26 protein-coding genes and 1 pseudogene are annotated in these 25992 nt (G+C 62.0%); 16 read left to right on the forward strand and 11 right to left on the reverse strand.

Going from position 1 to position 25992, the window contains the following annotated elements; all coding sequences use genetic code 11:
• Positions 1–201, forward strand: coding sequence for a hypothetical protein (locus tag BM019_RS15805; RefSeq protein WP_092418855.1), 201 nt, complete (start codon positions 1–3; stop codon positions 199–201).
• Positions 198–1547 carry a vWA domain-containing protein gene (locus BM019_RS15810; RefSeq protein WP_092418856.1) on the forward strand — a complete coding sequence of 450 codons (1350 nt, stop codon included), beginning with the start codon at positions 198–200 and terminating at the stop codon, positions 1545–1547. Before BM019_RS15805 ends, BM019_RS15810 begins: the two co-directional genes overlap by 4 nt.
• Before the next feature lie 360 nt (positions 1548–1907).
• On the opposite strand, the gene BM019_RS15815 is transcribed toward BM019_RS15810, so the two are convergent.
• Together BM019_RS15815 and BM019_RS15820 are read right to left on the reverse strand one after the other, a co-directional pair.
• The gene (locus BM019_RS15815; RefSeq protein WP_092418877.1) at positions 1908–3485 is read right to left on the reverse strand and encodes an alkaline phosphatase D family protein; all 1578 of its coding nucleotides are present in this window, start codon (positions 3483–3485) and stop codon (positions 1908–1910) included.
• Entirely contained in the window at positions 3482–4036 is a 555-nt protein-coding gene (locus BM019_RS15820) for a GNAT family N-acetyltransferase (protein WP_092418878.1), read from the reverse strand. The genes BM019_RS15815 and BM019_RS15820 overlap by 4 nt, the downstream gene beginning before the upstream one ends.
• 188 nt (positions 4037–4224) lie before the next feature.
• Here BM019_RS15820 and BM019_RS15825 point away from each other — a divergent pair, with 188 nt between their 5' ends.
• Genes BM019_RS15825 through BM019_RS15845 form a run of 5 tightly spaced genes read left to right on the forward strand, consistent with a single transcriptional unit; the run spans position 4225 to position 9656 of the window.
• Positions 4225–4632, forward strand: coding sequence for an ExbD/TolR family protein (locus BM019_RS15825; protein WP_007925526.1), 408 nt, complete (start codon positions 4225–4227; stop codon positions 4630–4632).
• Positions 4633–4634: 2 nt separating this feature from the next.
• Positions 4635–5372, forward strand: a complete 738-nt coding sequence (locus BM019_RS15830) for an energy transducer TonB family protein (RefSeq protein WP_092418857.1) — start codon at positions 4635–4637, stop codon at positions 5370–5372.
• A gap of 24 nt (positions 5373–5396) precedes the next feature.
• The gene (locus tag BM019_RS15835) at positions 5397–7676 is read left to right on the forward strand and encodes a TonB-dependent receptor (protein ID WP_092418858.1); all 2280 of its coding nucleotides are present in this window, start codon (positions 5397–5399) and stop codon (positions 7674–7676) included.
• 39 nt (positions 7677–7715) lie between these two features.
• Positions 7716–8366 carry a MotA/TolQ/ExbB proton channel family protein gene (locus BM019_RS15840; RefSeq protein WP_092418859.1) on the forward strand — a complete coding sequence of 217 codons (651 nt, stop codon included), beginning with the start codon at positions 7716–7718 and terminating at the stop codon, positions 8364–8366.
• A gap of 51 nt (positions 8367–8417) precedes the next feature.
• Positions 8418–9656, forward strand: a complete 1239-nt coding sequence (locus tag BM019_RS15845) for a phospholipase D-like domain-containing protein (protein ID WP_092418860.1) — start codon at positions 8418–8420, stop codon at positions 9654–9656.
• A gap of 49 nt (positions 9657–9705) precedes the next feature.
• Here the strand turns inward: BM019_RS15845 and BM019_RS15850 are convergent, their stop codons facing one another.
• Positions 9706–11664 (reverse strand): GMC family oxidoreductase, encoded by a 1959-nt coding sequence (locus tag BM019_RS15850; protein WP_092418861.1) that lies wholly within the window; start codon positions 11662–11664, stop codon positions 9706–9708.
• A gap of 10 nt (positions 11665–11674) precedes the next feature.
• Positions 11675–14182 (reverse strand): hypothetical protein, encoded by a 2508-nt coding sequence (locus BM019_RS15855; RefSeq protein ID WP_092418862.1) that lies wholly within the window; start codon positions 14180–14182, stop codon positions 11675–11677.
• A 365-nt stretch (positions 14183–14547) separates the two neighbouring features.
• Between BM019_RS15855 and BM019_RS15860 the strand changes: the two genes are divergently transcribed.
• Positions 14548–15261, forward strand: a complete 714-nt coding sequence (locus tag BM019_RS15860; RefSeq protein WP_092418863.1) for an SGNH/GDSL hydrolase family protein — start codon at positions 14548–14550, stop codon at positions 15259–15261.
• Between the two features lie 133 nt (positions 15262–15394).
• Complete coding sequence (locus BM019_RS15865) at positions 15395–15895, forward strand: DUF4142 domain-containing protein (RefSeq protein WP_009043938.1); 501 nt, start codon at positions 15395–15397, stop codon at positions 15893–15895.
• A gap of 39 nt (positions 15896–15934) precedes the next feature.
• Here BM019_RS15865 and BM019_RS15870 read toward each other — a convergent pair whose 3' ends face one another.
• Both BM019_RS15870 and BM019_RS30825 read right to left on the reverse strand, forming a co-directional pair.
• Positions 15935–16177: a hypothetical protein gene (locus tag BM019_RS15870; RefSeq protein ID WP_081361448.1), complete on the reverse strand. Its 243-nt coding sequence runs from the start codon at positions 16175–16177 to the stop codon at positions 15935–15937.
• Between the two features lie 121 nt (positions 16178–16298).
• Positions 16299–16436: a hypothetical protein gene (locus tag BM019_RS30825; RefSeq protein WP_009043940.1), complete on the reverse strand. Its 138-nt coding sequence runs from the start codon at positions 16434–16436 to the stop codon at positions 16299–16301.
• Between the two features lie 257 nt (positions 16437–16693).
• Between BM019_RS30825 and BM019_RS15875 the strand changes: the two genes are divergently transcribed.
• Together BM019_RS15875 and BM019_RS15880 are read left to right on the forward strand one after the other, a co-directional pair.
• Positions 16694–16873, forward strand: a complete 180-nt coding sequence (locus BM019_RS15875; RefSeq protein WP_080748292.1) for a con-10 family general stress protein — start codon at positions 16694–16696, stop codon at positions 16871–16873.
• An 83-nt stretch (positions 16874–16956) separates the two neighbouring features.
• Complete coding sequence (locus BM019_RS15880; protein WP_009043941.1) at positions 16957–17370, forward strand: CBS domain-containing protein; 414 nt, start codon at positions 16957–16959, stop codon at positions 17368–17370.
• Positions 17371–17500: 130 nt separating this feature from the next.
• Here the strand turns inward: BM019_RS15880 and BM019_RS15885 are convergent, their stop codons facing one another.
• Positions 17501–17734 (reverse strand): PLD nuclease N-terminal domain-containing protein, encoded by a 234-nt coding sequence (locus BM019_RS15885; protein WP_085530831.1) that lies wholly within the window; start codon positions 17732–17734, stop codon positions 17501–17503.
• 346 nt (positions 17735–18080) lie between these two features.
• Between BM019_RS15885 and BM019_RS15890 the strand changes: the two genes are divergently transcribed.
• The 3 genes from BM019_RS15890 (at position 18081) to BM019_RS15900 (ending at position 20419) form a co-directional block, all read left to right on the forward strand.
• A complete protein-coding gene (locus tag BM019_RS15890) occupies positions 18081–18719 on the forward strand; it encodes a DUF2238 domain-containing protein (RefSeq protein WP_239691080.1) in 639 nt (212 codons plus the stop codon).
• Between the two features lie 104 nt (positions 18720–18823).
• Positions 18824–20158, forward strand: a complete 1335-nt coding sequence (locus BM019_RS15895; RefSeq protein ID WP_092418865.1) for an erythromycin esterase family protein — start codon at positions 18824–18826, stop codon at positions 20156–20158.
• Positions 20159–20167: 9 nt separating this feature from the next.
• The gene (locus tag BM019_RS15900) at positions 20168–20419 is read left to right on the forward strand and encodes a hypothetical protein (protein ID WP_239691081.1); all 252 of its coding nucleotides are present in this window, start codon (positions 20168–20170) and stop codon (positions 20417–20419) included.
• 20 nt (positions 20420–20439) lie between these two features.
• Here BM019_RS15900 and BM019_RS15905 read toward each other — a convergent pair whose 3' ends face one another.
• Positions 20440–21306 (reverse strand): phytanoyl-CoA dioxygenase family protein, encoded by an 867-nt coding sequence (locus BM019_RS15905; protein WP_092418866.1) that lies wholly within the window; start codon positions 21304–21306, stop codon positions 20440–20442.
• A 78-nt stretch (positions 21307–21384) separates the two neighbouring features.
• On the opposite strand from BM019_RS15905, the gene BM019_RS31040 reads away from it, so the two are divergent.
• Both BM019_RS31040 and BM019_RS31045 read left to right on the forward strand, forming a co-directional pair.
• On the forward strand, positions 21385–21996 hold the full coding sequence (locus BM019_RS31040; protein WP_239691082.1) for an AraC family transcriptional regulator ligand-binding domain-containing protein: 612 nt from the start codon (positions 21385–21387) through the stop codon (positions 21994–21996).
• Positions 21993–22406 carry a helix-turn-helix transcriptional regulator gene (locus tag BM019_RS31045; RefSeq protein ID WP_239691083.1) on the forward strand — a complete coding sequence of 138 codons (414 nt, stop codon included), beginning with the start codon at positions 21993–21995 and terminating at the stop codon, positions 22404–22406. Before BM019_RS31040 ends, BM019_RS31045 begins: the two co-directional genes overlap by 4 nt.
• Before the next feature lie 205 nt (positions 22407–22611).
• Here BM019_RS31045 and BM019_RS15920 read toward each other — a convergent pair whose 3' ends face one another.
• The 3 genes and pseudogenes from BM019_RS15920 to BM019_RS15930 form a co-directional block, all read right to left on the reverse strand.
• Positions 22612–24795, reverse strand: coding sequence for a lipase family protein (locus BM019_RS15920; RefSeq protein ID WP_092418868.1), 2184 nt, complete (start codon positions 24793–24795; stop codon positions 22612–22614).
• Positions 24796–24807: 12 nt separating this feature from the next.
• Positions 24808–25581 (reverse strand): hypothetical protein, encoded by a 774-nt coding sequence (locus BM019_RS15925; RefSeq protein ID WP_092418869.1) that lies wholly within the window; start codon positions 25579–25581, stop codon positions 24808–24810.
• A pseudogene (locus tag BM019_RS15930) lies at positions 25581–25992 on the reverse strand (DUF4123 domain-containing protein); the annotation flags it as partial. The pseudogene BM019_RS15930 and the gene BM019_RS15925, both read right to left, overlap by 1 nt.

The following is a 25992-nucleotide window of genomic DNA, read 5'->3' on the forward strand; positions in this document are numbered from 1 at the left end:
ATGTCAATCACTATCAAAATCACTTTGGCCACTGGCGAATCGGCCCAAGGACTTGACCTTGAGTTGCTATCTGACGGCGCACCCGTCGCAAGGGCGACCATCGACGAACAAGGACGGGCCTTGTTCGATGCGCCGTCAGCGCTCGGCCAGCTGGCTGTACGCGTCGACCGCTCGGGGTTGAAAAAGGAGCAAAGAGCATGACCAGTGTTTCAGTCGTTCCTATTGTCGACACTTCCTACAGCATGACCTCCGAAGGTTACGTGGCGCAAACCGTCATCGATACCAAGGCCTTCCTGCGTTTGCTCAAGCCTGGAGATAAGCTTGCTGTCGTCGCTTATGACACCACGGCAAGAAATGTCTATACCAGCAATGGTAGCTTGGCCACCGTCGACTTGGCACTGACGGTCACCGCCAACGCAGCCGGTGAGGTCGATAAACTATCGTTCACCGGCGGCAGCACAGCCATAGGTCTGGGGTTACAACAGACACGCACTTTCCTTGACTCAGCCAGTCTTCCGAAGGTTTGTGTGCTCTTGACCGATGGTTTCCAGAATGAGGGGCCACCTCCCCTGGACGTGCTGCCCAGCTATCCGGTCATGGCCTGCGCCATGGGACCGCATTCTGACCAAGACCTGCTGAAACTAATCGCCCAGCGCACCGGCGGAGAGTTTTTCTATGCTCCGCGCGCTGCCGACATGATGAAGGTCTATAACAAGATCCGCTCGAACACAGCCTCGGCTGCGCTACTGGCGAACCAGCTCGTAGACATTCCCACAAACGACTACCGTTTAATCCCGGCGACGGTATCTCAACGTCCCGGTGGCGCGCAGATCTCGGCAGTCTGGTCCAACGCCGAGGTCACCTACACACGTGGCAGCCCTTCCGGCAATCAGCTGTCAGTGACTCTGGTCGACCCTTCAGGCTCCACCAGCCCGTTGAATCCGACCATCATCGGCAACGGTTTTGTCATCTACAACGTCGACAACCCGGCCCCGGGGGAGTGGCAGGTCCAGCTGGAATTCGCTGGCGCAGGTCAAACGATCAACTGCACGGGGGGCGCACTGCAGTACCCGTCGTCAACACGCAATGCAATCGCGGAGCTAAAACTCAACGTCGATATTGCCCGGACTCACAATGTCGGTCGGCCGCTGGAGCTAAAACTCAATCTGAACGAGGGCGGCGAGCCCCTGACGAATGTCCGAGCCCATGCCTCCGTGATTCGGCCGACCATCAGTCTGGCCAATGCCTTGATCAAGTATCACGATCAACTCGGTTCGGTGCGGGCGAACCCTGCTCACATCTCACGAGGCGTCCCTGAGTCGCAGGCGAAACTCGCGGCACTGCGTCAACAGCTATTACCAGAACGGGACATTCTGGCGCATCAACAGTCGGTAGTGCACTTTCAACAAGGCGCAAGACAACTGACATCGCAACTCGATACTCCGGTGTCAGGTTCGTACACCATACAAGTGGAGGTCACGGGCGAAAGCCCGGTGACAGGCCCCTTTTCGCGTAGCGAACTGGTTAGTGTGCTAGTGACTGACTAGAGCGCTTAGGGGCTTGTCGTGTTGTAAAAAAAACACCGTGTACGCTGGGCATTGACCTTGTATAGGGTTAATGCCTGGCCGCGGCCATTCCATCCAAAGCACTTTACCCGCTCTGAAGATCGACCAATCTCCCAGCGGGCGGGCATGAACAAAAGCGTACTGCCTGCCGATCGATAAGATGTCGGCCGACCCACGCAACCGTTCTGTTTCCGAATGCTGATGCTGGATTATTCGAAGGTCGTTGTACCCTCGGCAGCGAGAAGGCCGAGCCTCTCGATAGCTCGGCCTTCTCCACTCATTCGGCGCCTGGGCGCAACCATCCAAAATGATTGGCCCGGCCAGCATTTTGAGTGGAACTGACTAGACCTCAATCGCCCCCGCCCGCCCCGACTCCACCACAAATGACTTGAGGGTCGAGACACTGGCATGCGGATCCCGGGGATCGGAAATGATCCGCAGGTGGGTCAGCATCTTCCGTTCTTCCAGTTCCACCGCCACATATCCCCGCCAGCGGCTCTCGAAAAACCTTACATGGGGATTGAAGGGCAGGATGGCGTCGAACGACTGGCCGTCGGACGTGACCGAGGTGCCGACGAATTCAGTGGCGACGATCCGCGAGTCAGGGTCATGGGCGCGCACATGCAGGTCCGTGACCCAGAACGAATGAATGTCGCCGCCCCAGAACACCGGGTTACTGGCTCGCCGGCGTTCGATGGACGCCAGCACCCGTTCGCGAGTCGCCCTGTAGCCGTCCCAACCGTCGGTCCAGTGCCCCAGCGCCTGGCTCGCCGGGACGTGCTGGAGCAGCGGCGCCACCAGCAGGTCCTGGGCGATCACATTCCATTGCGCCCGGGACTGGGCCAGGCCCTGGTCCAGCCAGGCTTCCTGCTGCCAGCCCAGCATGGTGCGCCTGGGGTCGCGCAAATCCAGGCAACTGTCTTCGGCGATATGCCCCTGGTGGCTGCCATTGGGCGCAATGCACGGTTGCTCGGAGCGGTACTGCCGGCCGTCCAATACATGGAAGCGGGCCAGTCGCCCATAGTCCAGGTTCCGATAAATGCGCATGTCCGGCCCCCGCGGCAGGCTGGTGGCGCGCAATGGCATATGTTCGTAGAAGGCCTGATAGGCCGCCGCTCGCCGCTTGAGGAACGCGGTTACCGGAGTCCCCGGATCCTGGGACCATTGGTTGGCGTAGTCGTTTTGTACCTCGTGATCGTCCCAGGTTGCCACGCTGGGCGCGCTGGCGTGAAGCGCCTGCAAGTCGGGATCGGTCTTGTACTGGGCATAGCGGTTGCGATAGCCCGCCAGGTCCAGCGCCTCGTCACTGCTGTGGGGGCGAATGATCTTGCCGGAGTCGGGTGCATAGGATTTTTCGTAAATGTAATCGCCGAGGAAAAATACCAGGTCAGGTTGTTCCGCGGCCAGGTGACGGTAGGCGCTGAAGTAGCCGCGCTCCCAGTGAGAACAGGAGACAAAGCCCAGCCGTGCCGACGCCATCGCGTGCACAGGCGGAGCCGTGCGCGACTGCCCTGCCGGACTCTGCGCCCCGAGGCTTTCAAACTGGTACCAATAGGGCCGCCCAGCCTCCAGCCCCGCGACCTCGACGTGGACGGAATGGGCGAAACGCTCAGTGGCCATGACTTCGCCTTGTTTCACGATCCGCCTCATCGCCGCGTCACTGGCCACCCGCCAGCGTACCGGCACGGAACGGTTCAAGCCGCCACGCCCATCGGCCGCGTTGAACAGTGGCGCCAGGCGGGTCCAGATGACAAAGCCATCCGGCAGCGGATCGCCCGAGGCCACGCCCAGGGTGAACGGGTAGTCGATGCCGGCACTGCGGGCGAAAGGGCTGAGGATCGAAAAAGCCGTCGCCACCGCCAGGCCCGACAGCACCCGGCGACGGCCCGGATCCACCGGCTTGCGGATATCGTCGCTCATGACGCGGGCCGCCAATCGGCGCGCAACAGCCCGTACAGCAACATGTCCTCATGAATCCCGTTCTTGAGGAAGACACCTTGCATGCAGCCTTCGTAACCCAGGCCGACTTTTTCCATCACCCGTGCCGAGCCTTGGTTACGGGCGAAACACTGACTGCCAACGCGGTGCAGCATCAGTTCGGTAAAGCCGAACGCCATGATTGCGCCGGCCGCCTCGGCGGCGTAGCCCTGGTTGCGGCGGTGAGCGGCGACCCAATATCCCAAGTGACCGCTGCGATGAGCCGCGGACAACCTGAGGCTGATCACGCCGATCAATTCGTCGGTCTCTCGCAGATGAACACCCAGTGCGAGGGATTGCCCGGAACGGAAATTCGCCTCCTGGCCAGCAATAAAAGTCAGCGCCGTTTCCAGGGTGTAAGGCGATGGAATCGCTGCGGTGTTGTCAGCGATCCCGGGGCCGTTGGCCAGCTCGAACAGTGTCTCGGCCTGGTGTTTTTGCAGCGCTTTGAGCGCCAGTCGTGGGGTAAGTAACGAAGGAAGTACAGCGCTCATGTCGGGGGGCTCGCCGGATAAATGCGCAAAAATGCGCCCCCGGCATGTCAATTTCATGACCGTCAAAAAATGACTGGTGATTCTTCTGAAAACCGTGTCCTAGACACCTAAAAGCTTAAATTAAAGTTAACCAATCGGTCATTTTTCGTTGCTAGCGTGGCGCCCCTAATCAATGACGGGGTAACGGAATGAGAACCTGGGACGAACCGAAAAAACGCAAGGCGCACATCGAACTGATCCCGATGATCGACGTGATGATGTTCCTGTTGGTGTTTTTCGTACTGGTGAGCCTGAACGTGATTCCGGCACTGGGCATGAAGACCCAGTTGCCCAGCGCCAGCAGTTCGCAACAGCTCAAGCCGCAGAACAAGTTCATCCTCACCCTGGGCCTGGAAGGCCAGTTGCAGCTCGATGGCAAGGACCTGAGCGTCGAGGCCCTGGTGCCGGCGCTCAAGGCCGCGCAAAAGCCTGACAGCAAGTCGACCATCATCGTCAACAGCGACAAGGGCGTGGAAGTCTCCCGCCTGGTCGAGGTCATGGACACCCTGCGCCTGGGTGGCTTTACCTCGGTCTCCATCGCTACGCGCAAGTCCTGATCATGTACGCCCTGTTTCGTGCGCGTCAGCTGCTGGGCAGTGTCCCGGCCCTGATCGCCCTGGTGCTGATTGCACTGGGTATCCAGTCGCAAACCCTGAAAGTGCAGCCGGTGTATGACGAGTCGGCGGTTGAAATCGCCCTGGTCGAACCAGAGCCGGAGGCAGTCCCCGAGCCCGTGGTGGAACAGGAACCACCGCCGCCGGTCATCGAAGACGAAGAAGCCGAGCCGGCCCCTCCTCCGCCGCCCAAGCCACAACCAAAGCCACTGCCGAAACCTGAACCCAAGCCCAAACCGCTGCCCAAGCCAGCGCCCGTGGCCGCCAAGGCAACGCCGACACCCACGCCGCCGGCCACCGCCAAACCCGTGCAGCCCGCCGTCGCCCCGACACCGACACCGACGCCTGCGCCACCCGCCCCGCCGAAAGTCGACGGCCAGGCCCTGGAAGGCGGCTATCTCAAAGGTTTGCGCAACGAACTGGACACCTACAAGCAGTACCCCACCGGACGCCAGGCGTCCCTCGAACGCCCCAGTGGCGAGGTGGTGGTCTGGTTGCTGGTGGATCGCCAGGGCCGCGTCCTCGACTCCGGGATCCAGACCCAGGCGTCAAGCATGCTGCTGAACCGGGCCGCTACCAACAGCCTGCGCCGTATCAAGCAGGTCAAGCCGTTCCCCGAGCAAGCCTTCGGTGGGCGCAACGAGCAACGTTTCACCGCCACCTTCAACTACAGCGTGCAGTAAGCACCCAACAGCAGGACGACAGTGATGAAGTTCACCCGGATTCATCTGGCACTCGTTGCCGCGAGCATGGGCCATGGGATCGCCATGGCAGACACCAGCGACAGCGACGTCGGCACCATTGGCGTGCAAGGCAAGGCCACGGCGGGCGGTGGCTACATGGTCCAGGAGGAGAGCGTCAAGGCGCGCTCCACGGTGACCAAGGAGGCGCTGGATAAACAGACCGCCACCGGCAACGCCGTCGACAAACTCAAATACACCCCGGGCCTGAACATCTCCAGCGAAGATGCCACCGGGCTTTCGGGTTTCCGCTTCACCATGCGCGGGCTCAACTCCGACCAGGTGGGGATGTCGGTGGACGGCATGCCGATCAACGACTCCGGCAACTACGCGCTGTACTCCAACCTGCTGGGCGACCCGGAAAATATCGAGCAGATCTTCGTCACCCAGGGCGCGGCCGAAGCCGATGGCCCGCACATCGGCTCCAGCGGTGGCAACATCGGCATCGTGACCATCCGCCCGACCAAGGAAACCGGCGCTTTTGTCAAGCAGGTGGCCGGCAGCAACGGCACCTTCAAGACCTTCGCCCGGCTCAATACCGGCGAAGTCAACGGCCTGAGCAACTGGCTCTCGCTGTCCCACACCGAAGGCGAGAAATGGCGCGGCGACGGCGCGGTGCGGGCGGACAAGGTGGAATGGAACAGCTTCTTCGACATGGGCGGCGGCAACACGGCCAACCTGATCCTCAAGTACCACGAGCAGGACAACAACAGTTACAGCCAGTTGACCAAGACCCAGTTCCAGCAGAACGGTCGCAAGTACGACCCCTACCCTTCGACGCCGGCCCTGGGCAGCAACGGCAAGGTCAGCAGCTACTACGCTCTGGCGCAGAACCCGTTCCAGACCTTTACCGCGGTGCTCAACACGCAATTCAAACTGGCCGACAACCTGGCCCTGTCGGTCATCCCGTATTACTACTGGGGTAATGGCAGCGGCGTGGGCGCCTCCAGCTATGCGCTGAACAGCGGTTCGAACCGGGGCGGCGTGTTCGACCTCAGCAACCTGCAGACCGCCGCCCAGTACAACGCCGACGGCTCCTCCACCAGCGGCGTCTATTACCGCCCTTCGCGCACCCAGACCTGGCGCCCGGGCATCACCACCAAGCTGAACTGGGACCTGGGCGACCACAGCCTGCAATTCGGCTACTGGTATGAGCGCGCGCGCCAGAGCCAGACTCAGCCGTTCATTCCACTCAAGAGCAGCGGCAAGCCGGAGAGTACCTGGCCGGATTCGGATAACGTGGTGGACGCCAATGGCAACAAGGTCCAGGGCCGCGACCGCTTCACCATCACCCCGGCGCAGAAAGTCTGGGCCCAGGACACCTGGTATTTCGCCCCGGACTGGACCCTGGTGGCCGGGCTGGCCTACATGAACGTCAAGCGTGACGGCAACAACCACGGCAGCCTCACCGAACAGCCGGAGAAGCGTCACCAGACCTATAACAAGTTGCTGCCCAACGTCGGCCTGAAATACCAGCTCGACGAGCACGACCAGGTGTTCTACAGCCTGTCGCGCAACATGCGCATCCCGCAGAACTACGTGCTCTACGACCAGGGTGTCGGCTCCATCGACTCCAAGCCGGAAACCAGCTGGAACCATGAGCTGGGCTGGCGCTACAGCGGCGACGACATGACCCTGGCCGCCACCTTGTTCTACATGCAGTTCAAGGACCGCCAGGTCTCGTCCAGGGACATCAACGGCGACTTCGCCGACATCAACGCCGGCGCTGTCGACAACAGCGGCCTGGAACTGGAATGGAGTGGCCTGCTGCCCCACCACTTCAACTACTACACCTCCTACACCTACACCCGCGCCGAGCAGCAGGACGACCTGACCGTCTACAACGCCGGCAAGGCCATTGTCCTGCCCACCAGCGGCAAGCAGTTCGCCAACGTGCCGAAGAACATGCTGGCGGCCAACATCGGCTACGACGACGGGCGCTTCTACGGCACCTTCGGCGGCAAATACACCAGCAAGCTGTATGGCGACCTGACCAACGACGAAGCCATTTCCGGACGCACCGTGTTCAACCTCGGCGCCGGTATCTACCTGCCGGTGGACAAGAAAGTGGTCAAGGACGCGACCCTGCGCCTGAACGTCGACAACCTGTTCGACAAGAAGTACCTGGACGGCGTGTACACCACCAAGACCAACGCCGCGCCCTACGGCGGTTTCCGTGACGGCGACCCGGCCTACATCGTGGGCCTGGAACGGACCGTGACCGTCTCCCTGGAAGCGAATTTCTGATCGTCATCCGCCATTTATCGAAGAATGAGGTAAAGCATCATGGACATGAACCTGCTTCACGACATCACCTTCTATGTGATGTATGCCGCGGTGGCCATCGCGATCTTCATCGCCATCGAGCGCGGTCTCTACTTCGCCTATGTGCGGCGCCAGGCCAGGGCGTTGATGGAGGCCCTGGGCGGTCACGTGCACAGTGAGCGGGACCTGCCGCAAGGCGTGACCCGCCGCGACAGCCTGCCCTTGAGCATGGTCCTGCCGGTGCTGGCGCAAAAGGCTGCCCACGGTTCGCGCAAGGACCTGGACGACGTGATCGAGAGCCAGTACCTGTCGACCCGCGCGCCACTGGCTCGCAGCCTGTGGATCATCGAGACCATCACCACCGCCGCCCCCTTGCTAGGCTTGCTGGGGACCATCCTGGGGATCATCGACACCTTCAAGGCCCTGGCCAGCGCCGGGGTGTCCGATCCGGGCCAGATTTCCGGCGGTATCGGCACGGCGTTGTTCGCCACCGGCCTGGGGATCGCCATCGCCCTGTTCTGCGTGGTATTCCATAATTTTTTCCAGGACAGCCTGGAGCGCATCAACGATCAACTGAAGATGCTGCTGATCCGCGCGGCCACCGGTGCCCGTGTGCAGGATGAGGTGCCGCAGCGGGTACCGACCCCGTTGCACAGCCGTACTACCGCGTAACCACCAGGGCGGGCGCAGGCTGCGTCCGCCTTTTTCCGACATGAGACGCCTATGTCCGTATGCATGAAGTTTCCACGAGCGCTGCTCAGCGTTCGGATCGCAGGCCTGGCTGGCTTGCTCGTCAGTCCGCTGGTCCAGGCGGACTTTGCCATTGCGGGGTTCGAGTTGGTGCATACGGTGCCGGTGGACACTGCGCTTGGCACGGCGGATCTGCGGCAACCCGGCCCCGTGTGGATCGAGCTGTTCGATGGCGCGAAAAGCCGGATCGACATCGGCCAGTTTTATGCGGCGGACCATCCCGGGTCGGTGCTCGGCACGGTGATCGAACACCTTGAGGCGGCCGGCAAACGCGGCGTGAAGATTCGCTTCCTGCTGGAAGAAAAGGGCCTGAAGCTGTCAGACCCCGCCACCCTGGAGCGCCTGCGGGCGATTCCCAACCTGACCTTCCGGGTACTGCCCTATGCCCAGGTGAGCGGCGGGATCATCCATGCCAAGTACATGGTGGTGGATGGCAAACAGGCATTCATCGGCAGCCAGAACTTCGACTGGCGCTCGCTCGAGCATATCCACGAAACCGGGTTGCGCATCAGCGATGCAACCACCGTGGCCCAGGTGCAGGCGATCTTCGAACAGGATTGGCAGGCCCAGGCGGCCGTGGCGGCAAACCAGCCGGTGCCCCAGCCCGCCCACGGCCAGCCGCCGCTACGCCGCGGCAATTACCTGGTGGCCAGCCCGCAACGCTACAACCCGCCCGGCGTGGGCGACTCGCAACAGGAGTTGCCGCGCCTGCTGGCCGAAGCGAAGAACGAAGTGCGGGTGCAACTGCTGGACTATGCGCCGCTGTCCTACGGGCCTGACCGGACCCGGCCCTATTACCCGCTGATCGACAATGCCGTGCGGGCAGCCGCGGCGCGAGGTGTGTCGATCAAGTTGATGGTGTCCAACTGGAACACCGACAAGCTGGAACTGCCCTACCTGAAAAGCCTGGCGGTGCTGCCCAATGTCCAGGTCAGGATCGTCACTCTGCCCCAGGCGCCCCAGGGGTTCATTCCCTATGCCCGGGTGATTCACAGCAAGACCATGGAGATCGATGGGCAGGTGGCCTGGATCGGCACCAGCAACTGGCTCGGCGGTTACCTGGACAATTCGCGCAACCTGGAAGTGGTGATGCACGACAGCGCGATGGCCAGGCGCATCGGTGAGCTGCACGCGCAATTGTGGGATGGGCCTTATGCAAAGCCGCTGGAGGTGATGGCTGAGTATCCGGATCCGCATCCGGGCACGCCGTGAGGACAAAAAAAGGCCGAGCCTTTCAACGGCCCGGCCTCCTGTCCAGCGTTCAGCGTTTTGACGCAACCATCGCCTCCACCGTGGTCGCTCTGTCCGCACTGGCCGTAGCCTGCCCTGCCCCCCGCACTGCCTGCGCCCGTACCGCGGCCGCATCCTGCAGGATCACCTGCGCCGCTTTCTCCGCCGCGACATAGATCGAGGTGACGATGAAGAACCCGGGGATTTTCGGGAAGATCGAGGCGTCCACCACCCGCAGGTTGCCCACACCGCGCACGCGGAAGGCGCTGTCGAGCACGGCCATCGGGTCGTCGTCGGCGCCGATCGGGCAGGTGCAGGAGGCGTGGTGGCCCCAGGCCTGGTTCATGACGAAGGTCTTGAGCTGTTCGTCGGTCTGCACTTCATCGCCGGGCAGTTCCTCGCTGGCGATCAGCCCGGCGTCTTTCAACGGCTGGGCCAGGTTGCGCACGAACTTGATGCCCTCCACCACCGATTGCAGGTCTTCGCCCTGGGTGTCGCTGCCCTCCTCGAAGTAATGAAAGTTGATCAGCGGGGTGTCGGCCGGGTCTTTCGAACGCAGGGTGACGTAGCCGGCGTTGTTGTTGGTATGGGCCTTGAGTATGGCCCAGGTCAGGTAGTTCAGGTGCTCGACGATCAGCTTCGAGTAGCCGGGGAAATAGCCGCGAAACAGCGCCAGCAGGGAGAAGCAGAACAGGTCCGGCAGCGGCCGTTGCTTCAGGGATTTCTTGATGATCGCCAGGACCGCGCCGTTGGTGCTGTAGACCCCGACCTTGCCCTTGGCCCACTCCTCGTACTGCGGATCGCCCTTGGCGTAGCGCGCGTCCTTGAGCACTTCCCAGTGCTCGAAGTTCATCCGGTTGACCACCCCGACCTCGTAGCGGTCCTGCAGGTTGCGCCCGACGCCCGGCAACTCGACCCGCACCGGGATATCCTTGGCTTCCAGGGTTTCGCGCGGGCCTATCCCTGAGAGCATCAGCAGTTGCGGGGTGTTGAAGGCGCCGCCAGCGAGTATCACTTCGCGGCTGGCGTGCACCTGGCGCAGTTCACCGGCGGCATTGCGCGGCAAGGTGCAGGCCCGGTACAGCCGCGCGCCCTTGATGTACTCCACGCCATAGGCGCGCTGCTGGTCATCGAGCAGCACCCGGGTCACCAGCGCATCCAGCTCGATGTGCAGGTTGTCCGGGTGGCGCTTTTGCACATCCAGCAGGCGTTCGCGGGTCCCGTGGCGATGGTGGTGCCGGGTGGTCAGCGGCGGATAGCGCAGGCCGATGGCTTCCTCGCGCACCAGCCGCCAGTCGTTGGGGTCGCCCACGCCCTGCAATTGCCAGCCGATGCGCTTGAGGGTTTCGCCCAGGGTCTTGAACGCCTGCTCGGCGGACTTGACGATCGAGCGCACCAGCGACAGGTCGTCGATCACCGCTTCCGGCACGGCCTTTTCCACGTGCAGCCAGCCCTTGAAGCCATGCCGCGACGGGTTGATGCCGAACCAGGAGAGAAACCGCTGGAACGGCCGGTGATGGCAGTTCTCCAGGCGCTGGAAGTGCTCGCGCATGGCACTGGCCTTCCACGACGGGTCGCCGGTGATCTGCGCGATATGGTCCCAGTCCTGGTTGTGCGGGTAGACGGTGATCATCGCGTTGTGCGCGGTGCAGCCGCCCAGGCAACTGGCCCGCGGGTACAGCACCCCGTCGACGTTCTCGCCCTGGAAGGTCCGGGTGAACTTGGGGTCCTGCAACTGGCGGGCGTCGTTGCTGTAGTGGCGGACGAAGAAGTCCCAGCGCATCGCATCGTTCTCGGTGGAGCGCGGGTGGAACGCCGGCACTTCGTACTCCTCCGGCAGCCGCGGGGCGGTGGTGTCCGCCGCCGCCGGGTCGCTGCCAGACTCCAGCACCAGCACCTTGCGGCCCTGTTCGGCCAGGCGTGCGGCGACGGTGCCGCCCCCTGCCCCGGAGCCCACCACGATGTACTCGTAATCCATTTCGTTGTTCATCGCTGGCCACCTAGAAAGTTTTCAGCAGGGCGATCAAGGCCCGTTTGTCTGCATCACTCAGGGGCGCTTCTTCCTTGAGGAAGCTGGTGCCGAAGTAATGCCCCTTGTCCACCACGAAGTCCGGGCACTTGCTCACCTGCAGCAGCGGCTTGACCAGGCCGGCGAAGACCTTGCGGGCTTCCTCGTCGGTGGCACCGGCCGGCAGTTGCTTGAGGTCGTGCTTGATCTTCAGCAGCAGGTCCAGCACCTGGTCGCGTTTCTCCAGGTCGATATTGGACAGCAGGCTCACCGGCGTGCCTTGCGGGATCGGCCCGAGCTGGATGCCATCCTCGCCGAACAGCCACGGCAGCCAGCGGCCGAACAGGCCTTCGAGTTTTTGCAGGAAGGTCGGCAGATAGCCGCTGCTGACCCGCAGGTAGCTGGTCTCACTGGTGACGTCGACGGTGCCCATGTGAGTCTTGCCGGAGCGGGTCATGACCTGGAAGTCGCCGGTGCGGTGTTCCGGCCACAGCAACATCTCGATCGCGCTGTCGAAGGACGCCATGCGGTCTTCCACCCCACCCTTCCAGTGGAATTGCCCCAGGCGGTTGTTCAGCAGCAGCGGCGCGGTGGACCACACGCTGACCAGCGAGGCCGGCCGCGTATAACCGCGTCCGCCCGCCGGCATCGCGTATTCCCAGGGCTCGCCGGTGTACGGGTTCTGCACCAGCACCGAGCCTACCGCCGGCAATTGCTTGTACGACTCCGACGAGAAGTTGTCCCAGATATTGCCGCCCAGGGCGTTGGTCGCCAGCGGGCTGCAGGCGTTGGTTTCGGTCAGGGTGACCGGCACCCGCAGTTCGGTGGAGAGGAAGTTGTCGGTCAGGAACTTCTCATCCTTGACGATGGCGCGCATCGCCGTCTTGAACTCCGGCGTCTTGCTCCAGGTCCAGTAATTGTTCCAGCACTTGAGGTAACCGTCGTTCACGCAGCCATGGTCGGGAAAGAAGGTCCAGGCCTTTTCCGGCAGTTTGCTGGAGTGGCAACGGGCGCAGGTGTCGGCGAACACTTCCTTGCCGCGCTCCAGTACCGCCGCCGGTTCGCTCAGGTGTGCCGTGCCACCGGGGGCGTTCTTCAGGTAGTCCGGGGTCGCCGAGGCCAGGAAGAACAACGCCAGGTCCGGGGTCTGCGCCTCGTTGGCGTTCCAGTAGGAGGAGTTCTTGCGTGCCACGTCGATACGGAACGGGGTGATCGGCTTGCCGCCGATCAGCGGCCGGAAGTGGGTGGTCCATTCCTCGCTGTACAGGCCGATATTGATGAACACCCGGTTCAAGGCTCCGAGCGCGCCCACCGAGTCGGCGCCGTCCTTGAGCACCCGCGGGGTGAATACGGTGTCAGGCTTTTTGTAGAACTGCGCCAGCGGGCTGTCCGGCGGCACGCCGGGCACCTCGTTGAACTGGCGGTTGTCCAGCCCGCCGCCGGCGAGTTTTTCCTTGCCCAGGTTCGAGGCCAGTTCGATGCGCGCCTTGAGGTTGTAGACCGCGTTCATGGTGCGCGGGTTGTTGATGTAGTCGGTGGAGACGAACGAGGTGTCCAGCGCTCCCGGTTTCGAGGTGTGGAACAGCTGGTACGGGAAGCTGCTCGGGTCCTGGTTCCACATGAAGATCCGGTCGACCCAGAAGTACTGCGCGCCGGGGTTGGAGTTGAGGTTGGACCAGGCCGGATGTTCAGGGTCGGCCGGCGGGTTGGTCGGGTTCGGCCCGACATGGCAGAAGCCGCAGGACATGCCGACCCGGTAAGGTTTCACCAGCTTGCTGTCGTTGTAATAAGCCGGGTCTTCGTAATAGCGCTTGGCGTCCCACTTCTTCTGCGCGTGCTCGTCGAAGTCCGGGTTGGGGAACAGCCGCAGGCCGACGATCCCGGTGCCGTAGCCGTAATAGGAGCCCACCGGCAGGTTCTTGCCCCGGGCGCCGATCTTCACCCCGGGGTACTTGGTTTCGTTCTCGAAAGGGTCGGCGGCGCAGGACGGGTCGCGCTTGTCCAGCCACAGGCCGTAGCGGTCGTCGCGCGGCCCCTCGCCCTTGACGTAGCAGGGCTCGTTGACCACCCCCAGCACTTGCCAGCGTTTATCGCGGTTGTATTTCAGGCTCGGGTGGTTGGAGACGGTCTTGAGCAGGTCCAGGTTGCCGACGCTGTCGCGCGAGAGCTTGTCCCACAGCGCATCGTTGCCGGCGGTCCAGACGATCCAGTTGTTGCGCCCGCGGGCGAAGGCCTGGAGCGCCTGCTGTTCGGTAATGCCAGGGATGAAGGGCGACAGTCGCTCGACCAACAACTGCGGTTGCCTGGACACGCCGTAGTCCATGTCGGCGAAGTAGTCCTCGTCGGCGCCTCTGAGGCTGCCGGCATCGCGGCCGACGCACTTGGCCTCGTCGAGTCGCTCGCCGGGCTTGTCGCCGCAGGGGTTTTTCGTCTCGCTGCTACAGCCCTGTAACAGCACCAAAGGAAGGAAAATGCTCAACATCAGCTTCACGGGTGTCATGCGCTGCTCCTTGCATGTGCTGCAGACCGGTCCCTCTGTCCTTGGGGACACCTGTGTCGCGACCGGTTCTTTTTCTGATGGCCGAACAACCGACTGCCTGCGCACCGGGCCGGTTAACCTCGGTGCGCCAGCCGCTTTAAAACGCCCTACAGCCGCCATACTAGGTCATGGCGAGCGGGTCAATTCTTCCATTTGGCGATGAAAAACCGGGGGTAATTGCGATTGGCTATCGGGGATAACCGGGGGCCGTTATTCACCCTTCGGCGTCACCGGCGGTCAGGACTACACTCGCCTGTCATACCCGTTCCGAGGCGGGCCACTGCTACCTGCCAACGTCACCTTTTTTACCGCGAGCGTAACTGTCCATGACCGACGTGTTCGCCAAGGTGGCCCTGGGGCCGCTGTTACTCGCCCAGGGCCTTTACACCCGCTGGGTCACCCCCAGGTTGCCGGAGGCCGAAGGCCCGCGCCAAGGCAGGCACGCCGACGCCAGCGGGCCGGCCCTGCGCCTGTTGATCCTCGGCGATTCCGCAGCGGCGGGTGTCGGCGCCCTTACCCAGGACGAGGCGATCGCCGGCCGGCTGGTGGCAGGCCTCGCCGGCGACTTCCAGCTGTCATGGCAGCTGCGGGCACAGTCCGGACTGGACTCGCGGCAGTTGTTCCAGCTGTTGGAGAACGGCCCGACCGAGCCCTTCGATGTGACCCTGGTGTCCATCGGCGTCAACGACGTCACCAGCCGCATCGCGGCGGCCGAATGGCAGGCACGGATCTCGCGCCTGATCGCACTCTTGAGCGAGCGCTTCGAGGCCCGGCATATCCTCTTCCTGCCCGTGCCGCCCATGCACCTGTTTCCCGCCCTGCCCCAGCCGCTGCGCTGGTACCTGGGCCTCAGGGCCCGGCGTTTCAATAGCCTGCTGGTCGAACTGCTGGCCGGCCAGGATCGCTGCGTATTGCTGGCGACCCGCTTCCAGCCGGCCGCCAGCCTGATGGCCGGGGACGGCTTCCACCCTTCCCCGGCGCTCTACCAGATCCTCGCGGATGAAGCGGCGCAGGTGATTCGCCAGCGCTGCGGCCGCTGAGTCACACCTGGTTGAACCCGGCACGCCTGCGGCCTGCGGATGGTCGAAAAACCTGGAAATAATTTAAACCTTTGCCGCAGGTTCCCTATCAACCGTCAGGCGACACCTGTCGTGCCACGAATGGAGAAAGAACATGAACAACCTGCTGATGAAACAAGTGGGCCTGTTGTTCCTGCTGAGCGCAGGAAGCCTTTCAAGTGCAATGGCGATGAGCTCCAGCGACTTTGTCGAAGAGGCCGCGCAAGCCGGGATCAATGAAATCGAAAGCAGCAAGCTGGCCCTGGAAAAAAGCGCCTCCGCGGACGTCAAGGCCTTTGCCACGCAGATGATCAGTGATCACAGCAAAGCCAATCAGGAATTGCTGGTGCTGGCGAAAAAACTCGACATCCAGATCCCGGACGAAGCCTCGCTGACGGCCAAGGCCAAGCAAATGATCCTGGAGATGCGCGACGAGTCCTTCGACAAGGCCTATGCCGACAACCAGGTAGTGGCCCATGAGAAGGCCGTGGAGTTGTTCAAGAAAGAAGTGGCGTCTTCGGACAAGCCGGACCTGAAAGCCTTCGCCGAGGAGACCCTGCCCAAGCTGCAGGACCACCTGGACATGGCCAGGCACCTGCAGTCCAAGACCAAGTGAAGCACCGGCAAACCCCGCCTGAGCGCGGGGTTTGCCGGCTCACGCCTTCGGATCGGCGACCCTTTGCGCCACGGCTTCCTCGATGGCCCGCTCATAGGCGGTATTGGCCTGGTCCTTGAGTTCAAGCCAGCCGGCCTGGTCGATCACACCGCTGCGCAGCATGTTTTCCGCCGCGTCCAGCAGCGCCTGATGCCAGGCGTCGGGCGAGTCCGCACGGTAGCCGCGGTCCTCCAGCAGGATCTTCCAGGCCTCCAGTACCGAGGCCTTGCGTTCGCTGATCATGACCGTTCTCCTCTGTTGATGACCGATAGACTTTCGAGTCCCGACCGGGCGCCAATGTTCAGCTCAACGGTCCGGTGCGCGCCTGGCCCAACCACAAACGCAAGCCAGGCGCCGGGCCGGATCACTTCTTGTCGGCATCCGGCTGGGTCATCTGCACCGAGGATTTCGAGTTGTCCTTGTCTTTATCCTCGGTGTTTTCAAAACAGCCTTGCAGGACCAGCAGGCAGCACAGCAGCGATAACACTCGGGTCAGGTTCATGGCGTGGCTCCAGGGGGGCAAATCGGCGCCGCAGACAGGCAGCGCCCCATAAGCAAACTGACTCGGGGCTGGCGAGCGGCGTTCAGAAAAGTTTGCCGAAGACGGACAGAACGCACCCTCGAAGGCCCCCGTCCCTAGCGGCTAACCACTCGTCGTACGCCGCCGAACAAATTTCAACTTTTGAAAAATCCCGGTACTCCCAATTAGTGCTTGCTGCAATTGCGAGCGAAATTCAATCGACCAAGAGGTAGCGAATCATGGCCAACACCGGACATTCCAATCCCGGGAATTTTGCGAACGATCGTCAAAAAGCATCCGAAGCCGGCAGGAAAGGTGGCCAGGCATCGGGCGGCAACGTTGCCAACGACCGGCAGAAAGCGTCGGACGCCAACAAGAAAGGCGGCCAACCCAGCGGCGCCCGCGGAGGGCGTAGCTGATCGTTGAGCCCCACCGTGCAAGGGCTCCGGCCCTTGCCTCTCATGCCGGGCCACCACGGCCCGGCCTTTCGAGGAGAACCATGATGAAGATCTCTGAAGTCATGACCCGTGACGTACAGACCGCACGTCCCGAGCAGACGCTGCGGGAAGTCGCCAACATGATGGCCAGCATCGACAGCGGCGCCATCCTGGTGAACAACGAGGACCGGCTGGTCGGCATGATCACCGACCGCGATATCGTCATTCGTGCCGTGGCCAAGGGCCAAAGCTGCGATATGCCGATCAGCAGCGTGATGAGCAGCGACATCCGCTATTGCTTCGACGACCAGGAGGTCGGTGAAGTGGCCCGTAACATGGCCGATATCCAGCTGCGGCGCCTGCCGGTGGTCAATCGGCAGAAACGCCTGGTGGGCGTGGTGTCCCTGGGCAATATCGTCAAGGCCCACGATAGCCAGGCCAACAGCACGGTGCTGCAGGGCGTGGCCAAGGCCCATTGATAGCCTGGCCCCAGACGGCTGTGGCCGAGCGGCCACGGCCGGTGTTTACCCGGTGGGTCGCTGCGCGGATCGCCACGTAGCGGCCCTCGCCTGGCGCCCAGGCGATGCCGGCCTGCGCTCCCCGCAGTCACTATCCTTTGCTGTGCTCGGGCGACGTCGGCCCGCTACCCGGCTTGATTCCGCGCGGGCCGGCGATGCCCCAGGCGATCAGGCCCAGCACGGGAAAGATGACGATGCCAAGGAACCACATGACCTTGACCCCGGCGGACTTGCTGCTGCGAAAGACGCTGATGATTGCCCAGAGATCGAGGAGGATGATCATCGCGGCGACGAAGATCCAAAAATAGCTGACAAGATCTGTCATGACGGCTACTCCCTTCGGGTTGATACAACTTAGGTTTCATTCCCGCTCGACGGGTTCAACCTTTCTCGAGGCAACCGAGCATGACGCCGGGGCACTCCGCTGCCATTGCGGCCGGGTGCCATTCGTCTCTTCCCGGCGTCTTGCAACGAACGTCCCGGCGCCGGAAAGACCCAATGCATAGGCATTTTTGAAAGTGCGCGGGAGCGGCTATGAAACCGGTCGAACGCCGTGTCGGCCTCCTGGGTCGCGAGACTGTCGAGGGGCCCGGGTGGTTACCTGGCCTGGCGCTGGGCTCATGCCGCGGCCCTGGCGCGACAAGCTGACCGGCCCCTTCGAAAGTGCGCGTATGGACAATTCGAAGATATCGCACGCCTCCCCCGCTCAAGTGACCGTCAGCCTGGTGCTTGGCATGGCCCTGGTCGTTGCGTCCGGTATCGCGCCGCACAATCGCGTGGATTGGCTCCTGGAAAATGCCCTACCTGTCGCCTTGCTGTTGGCACTGCTGGCGGGTTGGCGATATGTGCGCCTGTCCCCGCTGGCGTATGGCTCGATTCTTTTATTGCTGGCCATACATGAGCTCGGTGCCCACTACACCTATGCCAAGGTGCCCTATGACGAGTGGCTGCGCCATGTCACCGGGCAGTCGCTGAATGGCGCCCTGGGCTGGGAACGCAACCAATATGACCGCCTGGTACATCTGAGCTACGGCCTGCTGTTCTATCTGCCGGTGCGCGAACTGCTGGAGCGCCGCACGCCGTTGCGTGGCTTCTGGCTGGCCACCCTCACGCTCAGCCTGATCCTGGCCACTTCCGCGTCGTACGAGCTGATCGAATGGATCGGAGGTCAGTACCTGGGAGAGGACAAGGCCAAGGCTTTCCTGGCGACCCAGCGCGATCCCTGGGACGCGCAAAAGGACATGGCGCTCGCCTTGGCCGGAGCCTGTGCCAGCGAGGTCATCCATGCCCTCGCGGCATTCAGGCGTTGAACCCTCGACCTTCGGTCCCCGGGCGGGAACATCGCCGCCGCGCCAGCGTCTGCTCTATATCGACCCTGGCCATTCAAATCCTCGACCCAAGAGGAGGCAGCGCCATGAAGTCACACGCCAAGGACCCGCAGGCGGCCCGCCAACCCGGCACCGCGCTCCAGGCCTTGCTGCGCCGATACGCCGAGCCCTTGCCCGCCCTCGAATCCGAGGCTTTCGGCGAGCTGTTCGACCGTTATGCCGATGCCAGGGTGGTGCTGATCGGTGAAGCCAGCCACGGCACCCGTGAGTTCTATCGAACCCGCGCGGCCATCAGCCAACGGCTGATCACCCACCACGGCTTCGGCATCGTCGCCATCGAGGCCGACTGGCCCGACGCCGGACACATCGACCGGCATGTGCGCGACCTGGGCCCGTCCACCGCCGGGCAGCAGGCGTTCAGCCGCTTTCCGAGCTGGATGTGGCGCAACGTCGAGGTGTGCGACTTCATCCGTTGGCTGCACCGCCACAATCGCCCCCTGCCCGCGCAGCAGCGGGTCGAGTTTCGTGGGCTGGATGTCTACAGCCTGCGCAATTCCATCAGCGAAGTACTGGCCTACCTCGATCGCACCGACGCCCGGCTGGCGCATGAAGCGCGTCGGCGTTATGGCTGCCTGACGCCCTGGCAGGACGACCCGGCGCTGTATGGCCATTTCGTCGAGCGCGGGCACGAAGCTTCCTGCGAGGAAGCGGTGGTCCAGCAGTTGAACACGTTGTTGAGCGAACGCCTTGCCAGCAACCCTGAAGCGCTCTTCAGCGCCACCCAGAATGCCCGGGTCATACGCTCTGCCGAACAGTACTACCGGGCCATGTACCGAAGCTCGGCCGCCTCCTGGAACCTGCGCGACAAGCACATGTTCGAGACCTTGCAGACCTTGCTCGCGCACCGCGGCGCGGGCGCCAAGGCGGTGGTCTGGGCGCATAACTCGCACATCGGCAACGCGGCGGCGACCGACATGGGCTGGCGCGGCGAGTTCAACATCGGCCAGCTGTGCCGCACGGCCTACGGCGATGCTGCCGTGCTGATCGGTATGAGCACCGACCGCGGCCAGGTGGTGGCCGCTGACAACTGGGACGGTGACATGGGGATCAAGGAGGTGCGGCCTTCCCTTGCGGACAGCTGGGAGCAGCAGTTTCTCCAGGCGGGCATTCCCGCCTCGCTGACCGACTGGCGCGCCCCCGAGCGCGAAGACCTGCGCCAGGCGCTGTCCGAGCCGCTGCTGGAGCGGGCGATCGGCGTCATCTACCGGCCCGCGACGGAGCGCCAGAGCCATTATTTCCAGGCGGTGCTGGGCGAGCAGTTCGATGCGCTGGTCTGGCATGAAACGACCGGTGCCGTTACCCCGCTACCGGTGGCGAGCGGTCTCAGTCATGAAGAAGACACCTTTCCTTTCGGGGTATAGGCCTCCCCCTTGACCATCAAGAACCCCAGCGAGGGCCCCAGCATGAACCCTGAATCGTACAATCCGAAAGCATCCACATCGACCTCCGGGACCACCCCCGAAGAACGCCCCGGGCAGCCGGACCCTGGCGACGAGGAAGAGCAGAGCCCTGGCCTCGATGACGCCGCCACGCCAGACCCTGCAAAAGGCAACGAGCAGGAGGCCGAGGATATCGCCAGGAAAATCGCCGAGATAGAAAGGAAGGTCGCCGACGGCAACTGAGCCCCTCGGCCTGGCAGCACTCAGCGCCCCTGCGGCTCTTCGAGCATGCGCTTGGGGTGCATGCCATTGACCATGCCCATGAACGGCGCGTGGATCGAGTAACCGAGCATGCGCTGGATGTGTTCGCTGCATTGCCGGGCGACGTGGCGCGGGGTCGACAGGATGAAGTTCTCCTGCTGGCGCGCCCAGGGTTCGCAGTACTGCGCCGTCAGCGCCAGGCGTGGCGCGCCGCTGCGATTGGCGCCGCCGCCGTGCCAGAGGGTGCCGAGGAAAAACACCATCGAGCCCTTGGGCATGACCACCGGCAGAACGGCGGCCTGCTCGGCCTGGGTGGGCAGGCGCCCGTCCCACAGATGGCTGCCGGGAATCACCACGGTGGCGCCGTTGTTGTCGGTGAAGTCGTCCAGGGCCATGATCGTCGCCGCGCCATAGGCCGGCCGCGGGCGGGCCATGGGATAGAAGGCGTCGTCGTAATGCAGGTGCTGGGCGCACTCACCCGGCAGGATATTGATCGCCTGCAGCTGCGACAGCAGGTAATTGGGCGCCAGGAGCCGGTCCAGCAGGCCCAGGATCAGCGGGTGCTCCACCAGCCCATCGCAGACCCGCGTTTTCGCAATCAGCGCATACAACCGCTGGGTGCGTGCGCCCTCGAACGAGTTGCGCCCGGTCTGGCAGAAACGTCCCAGCAGATCCTCGCGCATGCGACTAACCTGCTGCTCATCGAACAGCCGTTCGAGCACCACGAAGCCGTCGCGTTGCAGGCGAGCCATCAGCTCGTCGAGTTGCGCGGCGGGCACGGCGGGTTGGGTACCGGCGGTCGATCGATAAGTCCTGGCGCATCCGCTGCTCATGTAGTCGTGCCGCTCGGGCAAGGTTGTTGTAGTCATCGACTGGCTCCTGGGAGTGGGTCGCATCAATCTGCCGGACTCTGGAGTGCCCGCCAATGACGCTTTGCCTCAAATGACATGACCCGCCCTTACCCGCATTGGATCGTCGCCCCGACCATTCCCGCGCGTTTTGTGCGTGAGATGCTGGGGCAACTGCGTCTCGACGCCGACGCACGCGCCGCGCTGCTCGAGCGTTGCGACTTGCCCAGGGAAGCCCTTCGCGACGGCTATCGCGTGGCGCCGCTCAACTACCGCGCCTTGAGTCGCCTGGCCGTGGGCGTCGGCGATGACGAAGCCTTGGGTTTCTTCGCCCGTACCGTGCCGCTGGGTAGCTTCGAACAATTGCTGCGGTTGCTGGTGCACCTGCCGACCCTGGCCGAGGCCTTCGAAGAGGCCGCGCGCTTCTACAAGCTGTTCGACGATTCGCCGCCCTGGCGCCTGGAAAAACACGCCAGGATTGCCCGCCTGTTGCTGACACCGCGCCCCGGGGCGCAGACCGATTCGGTGCTCTGGCCGCATATGCTGCTGTTGGCGCTCTGGCACACCGGCAGCTGGCTCACCGGCGAAATCCTGCCGCTGCGGCGGATCGTCCTGCCCGGGCATCTCAGCGCCTTCACCGCGCAAACACGCTTTCTGTTCGGCCGCCAACCGGTTTCGCCACTCAGGCATGGCTGGAGCTGCCGGCGGTGAACCTGCAGGCGCCGATGATGCGCCGGCCGGCGGAGGCCGCGCGCTTCGCCCGCCACCTGTTGCCGGCGGTGATCGCCCCCGGCCCGCTGGCCAGTTTCGAAGCGCACCTGCGCGCCTTGCTGTGCACCGCCGAGCCCTTTGCCGGGCTGTCGGAACTCGAGGCGGCCAGAGCCCTGGGCATTTCGCGGCAGACCCTGGCCCGCCGCTTGGCGGCGCTCGGCGTGACCTTCCTCGGGGTGCGCGATGAATTGCGCCGGGACCTGGCCTGCACCCTGCTCGCCCGCGGCTCGGTGAGCGTCGCCAAATTGGCCGAACGCCTGGGCTACTCGGAACCCAGCGCCTTCCAGCGCGCCTTCAAACAGTGGACCGGGCTGCCACCGGGGGCCTATCGCGGCGGCCGGCGCGAGTGATGCAGGTCAAAGGGGGTTCCACGACTCACGCTCAGGCGGTGATGGGGCACACTGCGAGGACGATTACTTTTGACATCTACGGCGCTGGAGTGCCCGTTGAAACCGTGGCGAAGGTTCTTGAAGGGTTCTTCAAACCGTAGCGATTCGAGTGGGAGATTGTGTAGGCACACCATTTCGTCGCGCGTTGCCTGCTACTGCTCCGTCATTAGACGATTGAATCAATATCAAGCGTATGTGGTGCGCCAATGGCGTGTCCGTAGATTGAGGCCAACAGACCATCATCAGCGCTTGCAGTAGGGGCCATGGCCAGTTGTTCGGCGACTCTGTTTTCCGGGTGAGCATTCCAGCGAGGCAGGCTCTCGGTCAACAGGTCAGGCTGTGTTGAAACCGACCCATAAACAAACTTCTCGTCAATCGTCACTCGGCGCAGGGTCTCCAAACGTTCGAGGGTCATTTGCACTTTATCGACCTCGCGATTGAGCGCCTCGATGACTAGTTCATGGGCTCGGCCATAGGGACCAGGGTTACCGTTGAGCATGCGGCGCTTGAGGCGCAGTTGGTCAGTGATTTTTGTCAGGTCCCCTTTGACCCGTTCGACCTCTCCATCGGTCACTCGCGAACGCTTGAGCTCCAGGGCCTCCTGCCAGCGTCGAAATGTCGCCCAGCAACCAGGGATATAGCCGCCGACCATTGAATGATTACCCCCGTCAAGAATCTGCGAAATCAAGCCCGATCTTTCAGGCAATCCCTTGTTCTGTTGAATGGCCAGGGTGCAGGCCGCATGCTGGGTAATGGTGTCGCAACCTGGCTCCCAAAGGATGGCGGATTTCTCCTTGCCACCCAGGTCTACTGGAAAGAAGTGGTACAACGTCCCGTGATGCTCATAGGGTTCTCCGCTCAGGTTGGTAATACCTGCTACGAACACCGAGAGGCCCAAGGGGACGTTGACGAAGGTCAAGGCTGCCCCTGTGCCATAGACAGATGCCTTGGTGTTCATCCAGGTCCCCGGCACGCTGGGTACTGGGTCGTTATGGTTGACCATGCGGTAATGCACCAGGTCAGCAGCGCCTTTTACGAAGGTCGCGTCAGCAGCCCTTGGGGAGCCGTAGGTGTACAGCACGATGTCATAGCGGTCAGCCCGACGACGTAGCATCTCCGAGAGCAGCAAGGTAATTGCTCCACCCAAGCTGTGACCACAGATAACCAGCTTCTGTCCGGTGTAGAACTTTTCGAGATAATTTACTGCGAGGTCGTAGACCTTCAGTGCGGCCTCATAGAATCCTCGGTGAACATTACCCACACCTTCGACAAAGGGAACTTGGAGCGCATCGGCGTCTCGAAGGCCATCCGCTAATTTTTCATTGGTGCCACGTACTGCGATCAGGACCAGCTCATCGTTATGGGTGATAAACGCTTGGGTGTCGGTGTCCTTGTTCTGGCCTCGGTCATCAAGAAAATGAATTTTGGCCGGGTGTTCCTGATTCTCTTCTAAATCCGGGCTATTCGATGGATACAGGTCAGGATCAAACGGTGCAATCTCCAGGTGTTTGGAATACGGCACGTCTTCATACAGCGGGTAGTACGCCTTGGCTTGCCCAGGGTCCACCTTCCAGATTTCATCGAACTTGGCCAGAGCGTCGCCAAACCAGTTACCCATACTGGGTTTCTGCGGGAAACCTACGGTCTTCTTCGTGATCGGTGCCTTATCCGGTTCCTGGCCAAACGGGTTGTAGCTCAAGGTAGCCATGATGGCGAGTTGATACAGATTCAGCGCACAGAACTGCGAATCGGTGGAGAGCATCGGGCGCAAGGCCCTTAAAGGGCGAACCTCCAACACGTTGTGCTTGTTGGGCAGCAGACAGACACCACGCTCGCCATGCTCCCGCATCAGCTTGGCCCATCCCGGACGGAGTGGGTAGTGACACTCGACCTCAGGTGGTAAATGCGCGACATGTTCGACGAAATGACGAACTTCAACTTGGCAAAAGAAATCCGCACAGGCTTGCGCCGGATTGCTTTTGGTCCGTGAGCCGTCTTTATGAAAATAACGGGCTTGCTCGGCGCGAACTTGAAGTTCAGTTATTGGAAGTGGGTAATATGGTCTTTGCATCCGGCGTACATAGGTTAGTTCCTGTCCTTGATATTGCTCTTCGATGATTAACGCTATTGGGCCAGCAAAATGATTGTCTACTTTGCCTTTGCCCGTGCCATCGAGCTTTCCGGTGTATGTGTAGCCTTCCGTATCGATGACTTTATAGGACAGCCCTGCGTATGGAGCCCCCTCGCCAAACTCATCCACTAACTGAAAGCTGGTCCATTTACCTTGAACAGGGCAAGTGAACATGCGATTGTTTAGCGGGTGCTTCAATTCTTCATCCAAAGTAGTCATTAAGTGATTTCCTTATTCTGTGCAGCCAGGGTAAATGGTACAAGTACGGCCATCCGGCATTTTGAAAGTGCTGAAATCTTTATAGTTGCCGAAGCAATATGCGTCTTGATCTTCAAGGCCTTTGCCCAGGCAGCGTTTCCAGCCATTAGGTACCTTGACCCAGGTATCACCCCACCCCGGTCTTTCCTCATCAGCCAGCCTGATATTCATCTTCACGGTTTTACCCGGTAGTTGATCCAAGGTGTAAGCCCCAACGGGACGCCCTTTCGTCACCATTCCCTGAGCGTCAACCTTTTTGCAGTCGAGGAGCTTTCTAAGGATGCGAGTCTTTCCTGATGTACGGAACAACCATTGGCACTGGCCATTTATGGCGCTTTCTCCAGCAGCATCAAAAGTTCCTTTATATTGCTCTTCCAGTTCTTTTCTAATAGCGATTGCCGTTGTGTCGCCGCTGAAATCTCCACGGGTTTTTCCGTAAGTAGCATTTATTTCCAAGTCGATTTTATAGATGACCAGTCGGCAGCCTTTAACTGTGCGATAAATTGGAATTTCATGTTCCGGCTTGTATTCCGTGCGCCACTCTCTGTTAAAACCCAGGTATGGATTATCGTCGAGAGTCACCGTACAGGTTTCTCCCTCGGCAGGTGCATATTTAGCTATCGCGTAATAAGCGAAGTTGGGTGGCAGGTCAGCAGTAAAGATAAAGCTTTCCGATTTACCAATAGTGCACCCTGCTACCAGGGCCATACAGGAACCCCAAAACAGGCCTTTAAATGTTCGTGTCATTACGAGGCGTCTCCTTGCCAGAATTGTGCTGTCTGATAAACCCGCTGGAAATGAGCTGCCGGAGTTTCCTCAGGGTGCGCCTGCCAGCGCTCGGCAAGTGTACCGTCTGTTTCCTTTAAACTCTGGGCCAACAAGAACTCCAGTTGCTCCGATGATTGCCAGCCCCAAGCATCAGCCAAGGCCAACTGAGCGTTCAGCCATAGGCCGGGATCTTGTTGCTCGGCCATTTGGGCATAGGCGTCGAGATGTTCCGCCAACAGATAGCGACGGGCATTGACCTTGCGTAGGTAGGCCGATTGGTCGCCCTCAGCGGGCACGTTCCACCACGCGGGGCTTTCAGGGACTGGATGGTCACCCGGTGAGGGATTGCTGAGCGTTTTCCAGTGCTGACCTTGCCAGTAGCAAGCGCTG

Origin of the sequence: Pseudomonas sp. NFPP07, assembly GCF_900115645.1 — a bacterium.
GTDB classification, from domain to species: Bacteria; Pseudomonadota; Gammaproteobacteria; order Pseudomonadales; family Pseudomonadaceae; genus Aquipseudomonas; species Aquipseudomonas chlororaphis.